Here is a 6,447-nt window from a genome sequence, read left to right on the forward strand (position 1 = left end):
CATTACTTAAAGTTTGAAATTCTAATTTACTAAAAGTAATCAATCCATACAACGGCTAACCAATTACATCACTATCCATAAATGCTAGGCCTGTGAGCTTTCCCCTAATTATAATTAGAACTCTTTATTATAAACTTATTGATGTGAAAGAGCCACCGCAGAGTTATTCAGTATTATATAATCTCAATACTTTTTTTGAATCCGTTGTATAAGTTATTTCGTAAAAATAATTCAACTGCCATTTTTGAGTTCTTTCTGCTTGTTTATTATTTGCAATGACCCAACTCGGGTACACTCGAAATGCTCTCTTTCCTTCTTTTTTGTCCGTTGATATTATTCCTTTTTTTATCAACACAGATTTTGGAAAAACAAATTGGCCAAACTGGTTTTCAGACTTTACGTTTACTGTAAAAAAATCAAATTGGTCATTTTCATTAAAAGGTTCAATTGGTCCGTTTGCAATCCGTTTCCAAAAAGTTACAAACTGTCCTACTTTTTTAGGGGTAATTTTAGCGTTTCTGTTTATAATATTTCGGCCGTTTAAATCAAATCTGCAGGCTTCATACTCTTTACTTTCCGTTTCAAGTAAAAAATCCGATATTTTCAATCCGCATTTTTCATAAATTTCCGTCTTTATTCGATTAAGATGATCATCCATATTTCTTACTTAGTTTGATTTTATAAGTAGAGAGCAGTGACTTTCGATTTGAAACTGATGTAAACACCTTTGTTGGCAGCTGGCTTTTTTGTATACTAACAATGTTTCAATTGACAACTGTTGAAGTTTGTTTCAATCTGAACAGTAGGATGCTGAATACGATGTTTTCCCATTAATTTGATTATTTTGTTTAAAATATCCTGTTCAGTTTTTCCTGTTGCATTATTGACAACTGCGTGTAAGGAGCCTACATTGTAACTACCGTCCAAACTCCAAACGTGAACATCGTGTATATTGGTAATGCCTTCTATTTGGTGTAAATCCGTTTCTAACTGGCTCAGATTTACATTTTCAGGTACCGACTGCAACATTACTTTAAGTGTATTGATTAAATTTTTAGAAGCATTGAACCCTATATATAAAGCAATAGCAATCGTTAAAAATCCGTCTATCCAATTCCAACCTGTAAAGTGTATGATTGCAGCTCCAATCAATACGACTGCCCAACCCAATACATCTTCGAACAAATGAAGCATTATAGATTGGCTGTTATGGTTATGTCCCCCATGGCTGTGTCCCTGATGATAATGTCCTCCGTCATTTTTTATTCTAAGGAAAGCAAAACCATTTACTGCAAGCCCTAAAACTGCCAACCACAACATTCCTACACTGTGAATTTCTTTAGGATTTAAAAAAGAGTTGTATGCAGCAAAAACCATTGTTACTGAACCTGCCAATAGAAATATGGACAAACCTAATGCTGCTAAAAGGAAAAAACGTTTGTAACCATACGAGAATTTAGCGGTGCGTTTCTTGTCCGAAACATTTTCTAACAATATTGCCAAACCTATTGCCCCTGCATCCATAAAATCGTGAAACGCATCAGCAATAATTGCTGTTGAATTGGTTAAGATACCGCCAATTAATTCAACTATTGAAAAGAATAAGTTGAGCCAAAAAGCTAAAGCCAATGAACTTTCTTTGGAATGTTTAATTCCTGTGAATTTGTGGTTATGATTGTCTCCGTTACAATTTTTATGTTCGTAATTATTTGCCATTCTGTTTGTTATTTTAATACAAAAATAATGGCTAATGTGGTGCAATACTATTGCAAACTTTCATCGAGACAATTTTCGCAAATCCCTTTGGCGAAGAAGCGGATTTCATCAATCCTGAAATCTCCCCCTATCTGACTGGGCAAAAGAATATTTTCCCTACAAGTGGTTTGTTTACATATTTTACAGTAGAAATGTAAATGCCAATCTTTATGTGTAATTTCACTACATTCATCATCACACAAAACGTATTTTGTAGTGGTGTTTTCCTGGATACTATGTACAATTCCTTTCTCTTCGAATGTTTTTAAGGTTCGGTATATTGTAATTCTATCTGCAGTAAAAAGCTGCTCTTCAATTTCCGATAATGACAATGCCACATTTTGGGTTACAAGAAAATCGTATACCAAAATTCTCATACTTGTCGGTTTCGTACTTCTATTTAGTAATTTATTTACAGTAGCCTTATCCATTCTGCTTTTCCATTAAAAAATAATTAATTTATCAAAACAAATACTTATTCTGATTCTATGTTACGTCATTTTTTTGCATTCCGCCAACATCCGTATAAAAACTGTGCGAGCTGGCGCATGATTGTCCGCAGGTTCCGACCGAAGGGAAAAGCGCAGCACAATCCGCTAAGTGAGCACGGAAATTTGATTCAAGCCTGATTTAAGCATTGTTTTTATATGTCCACAGTTATTTTTTTGCTTCTAAGTTTATTACTTGGTCAATCCAATCGGAATTATTGTCAAGATTATAATCGGGTTTTATCCCAATGTATTCGTAATTGCTGTATTTCCTATTTGTGCGTTTTGTGGATAAAACGACTTTAAATTTGGAACAACTTGTTTTTGTAGAAAAAGACCGGTTCCCGTAACCGTAGGTGAGCATTCCTCTTGAATTTTCTCCGACCAAGATAGTTCTTTCATCTTCTTTTAATGCTAAGGCTGTTAATTCTGCCGAACTTGCAGTTTTGAAATTAATCAAAACATAAATCTTTTGGATTGCTTTGTTCCTTTTTAATGCTTTGATTAATGGTTTTGTTTGGTTAATAGAACCGCCACCATTATTTCTTAAATCTATTATTAGGTTTTCTTTGGTTAGATTATCTAAATAATTGTCGTAAAACTTATCCGCTTCTTTAATTAGTTTATTGGTTCTACTTAAAGTCTTGATACCAAGATAATCAAACGAAGGATTTACTGATTTATACGTGAAATTTTCTTTATGATTTTTATTGAAGAAATATTCGTTTTCCTTGTTCCAAAAGGTAGAGTGAATTCTACCGTCTGAAATTTCAATATTTTTTTGATAGAAGATCAATCCATTCTGGTAATACTCAAAAAGCTCAAAATTTCCATTGGGCGTTTTATTAATACGCAATCTTAATTTGCCCTTAGTCCAATCATCAGAATTAGATTTTAAGGTAATTCCATACCAAATACTGTCACTTTCTTTCTTGACTAAAATTTTATCGCTTCCAGCAAAATATATTCCTGAAATGCTATCGTTACTTTTAGAAGTACTGTCAATTACTTTTAAATATGCTGGTACATTTCTATTTATATTATCTGGCACAAAATAAATTTCGTTGTGTCTGTCATTAATAAATGAGATATATTTTTGTAAATAGCCAACACAAAAAAACTTGCTTAAACTGTCATTTAATATTTCTTGTTTTATCTCTTCTTTCCATTTTTTGAATTCTGCTTCTCTGTCTTCTCTTTTTATTTGGTATTTATAGCTCTTAGCGTTTTCAATCAGTTTAGAAGTATTATTAAGTTCGTCAACGCAATCACAATTATTCTCTTGGCTGAAGATTAAATTCACTCCAAAAATTAATATTAATGTCAAATATTTTTTAATCATCTTATGTTTGTAGGTTTTTTTCATAATTGTGGGCAACTTCCCGTATAAAAACTGTGCGAGCTGGCGAGCTTGATTGCCCGCAGGACAATCAGGCGTTGCAAGCGAGCACAGAGTTTCGAATTGAGATAGGTTTGAGCATTGTTTTTATATGTCTTAGCACCCGGCTTTTATTCCATTGTTATTTTGTCAATCGTATTTTTTAGCGAATTGTCGTTAGTCAGATATTGTTTTTCTATTAATTCCATTAGTTTTTTGTCATTTAAAGTTGTTTGTAATGTTGAAATTAAAAAATCGTAATTGGTAAAAGTGGTTTCCGTTTCGAGAATTTGAATTAGCCATTTCCACATTTTTTCTTCTCCGATTTCTTTTTTTATTGCTGTGAAAATCAATGGCGCATAATCATATACATACAGTTGTCTGTTTTCGTATTCGGTTTCTGATTTTACTTTGCCAAATGGTTTAGGACTGAATTTTTTTAGATGTTCAATTTTTTCATCAATCTTTTGTTTGTAGAGTTCTTCGCCCATTATGTCTTTTGTCAGCTGTAACGATAATAACTCTGCAAATCCTTCGCTCATCATATCCCCAAGTTCCGAATTGAAGACTTTTACAGTTCCAAAATAATAATGTCCTAATTCGTGTGCTATGTATGGTCGCCAAAACTTTTGATATTTAGGGTCAACAATATTTTTAAGCCCATTGTTCCAACCAATGCTAAAGATTGTGGGATATGAAACAAACATCCAACCATCTTTTTTTGAAGTAGGCGTTGTTTGTATAAAACTTACTGGTTGGTCGAATGGTCTATTTAATTTTTTGGCGTAAAAAGCTTTATAATCGTTTATAAGTTTGCCGAAGGTTTCTATTTCTTTTTCGCCCATTCCCGAATTTAAGAAGTAGGTGTTATCCAATTCGGCAAAATCGTAATTGCCACAAAAAAGAGTTAATTCTTGGGGAAATTCACTTTTGAAATTTTGTTTTTGTGCCTTTACAGGTTTGCTCCCATTAGCATATAAGGTTGAACAATCATTACAGATTATTTCTATGTCGTAAGTAAGGTGTTCGTAAGTTTTGTCATTTGTTATGTCGTATAGAACAGGATACCAAGCAGATTGAAATCCATCTGCCCTTACGGAATTGTGATTAAAAGCAATGTTTCCTTTCCAATCTTTTCGGCTATAATTTTCAATGGTGTCCTTAACCACAGGAAATTTACCAACATATTTGAATTGGATTGATTTTGGAAGAAATTTGCCTTTTCCATTGCCGTCCTTAAAATAATAAGCGTTACTTTCTCCTGTTGATGTTGTATCATTAAATGCTCTGCTGTATTGTATTAAAAACTCTTCAGGTTCTAATGCTTTAATGTGCAAAATATTGAGCCCTGAATTTATTCGAATATAATAATCATTGATGTGTGGAAAATCACTTAAAGTCAAATCACCTTCGAGAGTTCCCTGTTCAATTGAGATTTCAATTTTTCCGGTAAGTTTTGGAACTCCTTGTTGTGCTGACAGTTTAATACAGGTTAGTAAGGTCAGAAGTAAAAATGTTCTTTTCATTCGTGATGTTTTTTCAACTTGGTGCTAACGTCTCGTCCTATGAAAATTGTGCGAGCGGGCGAGCATGATTGTCCGCAGGACAATCAGCGAAGCAAGCAAGCAGAGAGTTTCGCTTCGAGACAGGTTTGAGCATTGTTTTTATTGTTGGAAACTGTTTTATTTCTTTAAACAGTTTGTTTCCTCTAAACAATAGAATTCCAGGGTATAAATGGTGTCTTTATCATTCCGCCAAACATTAACTTGCAGACTGTTCGGGTTCTTCGAAATTGAGTCGCCAATTTTTAGAAAATCAAAAAATCCACTTGTTTCCCAATCCAAAAGAATTACGTCGGTTCCTGGGCTTTTATCAAGAATCACTTTCTCATACATATGTTGATCTTGATCAATGTACTTTTCTATTATCACTCCGCTATATTCGTCCGATTTTTCATTTTGTTTTAACGATTCACAGTCCACTTTATGATCAGCAGTGCCAAAGAAAAATGCCAAACCTATTACCCCAATTAAGCCAAGTATGATATTAAATTTTTTCATTCAGAGAAGGATCCTTGTTCAAATTATTGCCAACGTTTAGTCCTATGAAAAGCAATAATCTTGTCTCTCAAAAATAATATTTTAAATTTCATTATTCCATACTCCTTCAATTTTTAGGGCGTTGAATTTTTAATGAAGCTTTCCTTCAGTAAAAATTCAATGCAAAATAACCAGCTCAGCATCCTATTTGTGGTCATCTCTTTGGACGCCACCAGCATCATTATGATTGGTTAAAATAGCCCATCCACTAGCTATAAAATGTGATCCATTAATGGTCACCCGAGACGTTTTGTGGTATGGGCCTTATTCTTTGAGCTTGATCATTGATTTATATTATATTATGCTACAACCCCCACTTCATAAGGAGTTTTTGTTTTTATCACAGCTAAAGTCCGACTCAATAATTTGTGAGCTACCTTAACTATTATTTTTTTGACATCTTTCCCCAGATGCTTCCGGTAGTAAGCCTGAATAACCGGGTCGGTTCTAATGGCCTGCCAGGCAGCTTCCACATAATAAGAGCGAATGAGCCCGTGACACCGTGGACTCATTCCCATAGATCTGGAAGTAGCTCCGCTTTGATATATACCGGGAACCAGCCCTACATATCCTGCAAGGTGTTTGAGGCTGCTAAAACGTCTGAGATCTCCCAGTTCTGTAATAATTCCTACCGCTACAATTCCGCCAATTCCCGGAATACTTCTTAGCAGGTAGTAGTCCTCTTTAAAATGTTTACGACAGTAGGCCCTGAGCTGACTGGAAACAT

7 protein-coding genes are annotated in these 6,447 nt (G+C 34.1%); all 7 read right to left on the reverse strand.

Annotated features, from left to right (window positions below; genetic code table 11):
* Positions 1-163: 163 nt before the first annotated feature.
* Positions 164-658, reverse strand: a complete 495-nt coding sequence (locus BM084_RS13440; protein WP_093305445.1) for a MepB family protein — start codon at positions 656-658, stop codon at positions 164-166.
* Positions 659-753: 95 nt separating this feature from the next.
* On the reverse strand, positions 754-1,716 hold the full coding sequence (locus tag BM084_RS13445; RefSeq protein ID WP_093305447.1) for a cation diffusion facilitator family transporter: 963 nt from the start codon (positions 1,714-1,716) through the stop codon (positions 754-756).
* Positions 1,717-1,763: 47 nt separating this feature from the next.
* The gene (locus BM084_RS13450; RefSeq protein ID WP_093305449.1) at positions 1,764-2,186 is read right to left on the reverse strand and encodes a Fur family transcriptional regulator; all 423 of its coding nucleotides are present in this window, start codon (positions 2,184-2,186) and stop codon (positions 1,764-1,766) included.
* Between the two features lie 226 nt (positions 2,187-2,412).
* On the reverse strand, positions 2,413-3,609 hold the full coding sequence (locus BM084_RS13455; RefSeq protein ID WP_245764378.1) for a S41 family peptidase: 1,197 nt from the start codon (positions 3,607-3,609) through the stop codon (positions 2,413-2,415).
* Positions 3,610-3,752: 143 nt separating this feature from the next.
* Positions 3,753-5,147 (reverse strand): gluzincin family metallopeptidase, encoded by a 1,395-nt coding sequence (locus tag BM084_RS13460; protein WP_093305452.1) that lies wholly within the window; start codon positions 5,145-5,147, stop codon positions 3,753-3,755.
* A 156-nt stretch (positions 5,148-5,303) separates the two neighbouring features.
* Complete coding sequence (locus tag BM084_RS13465) at positions 5,304-5,681, reverse strand: hypothetical protein (RefSeq protein ID WP_093305455.1); 378 nt, start codon at positions 5,679-5,681, stop codon at positions 5,304-5,306.
* 338 nt (positions 5,682-6,019) lie between these two features.
* Positions 6,020-6,447, reverse strand: a 428-nt coding sequence (locus BM084_RS13470; protein ID WP_143083662.1) for a transposase, incomplete at its 5' end; no start/stop codon positions are given.

It is taken from the genome of Salegentibacter agarivorans, from assembly GCF_900113135.1.
GTDB lineage: Bacteria > Bacteroidota > Bacteroidia > Flavobacteriales > Flavobacteriaceae > Salegentibacter > Salegentibacter agarivorans.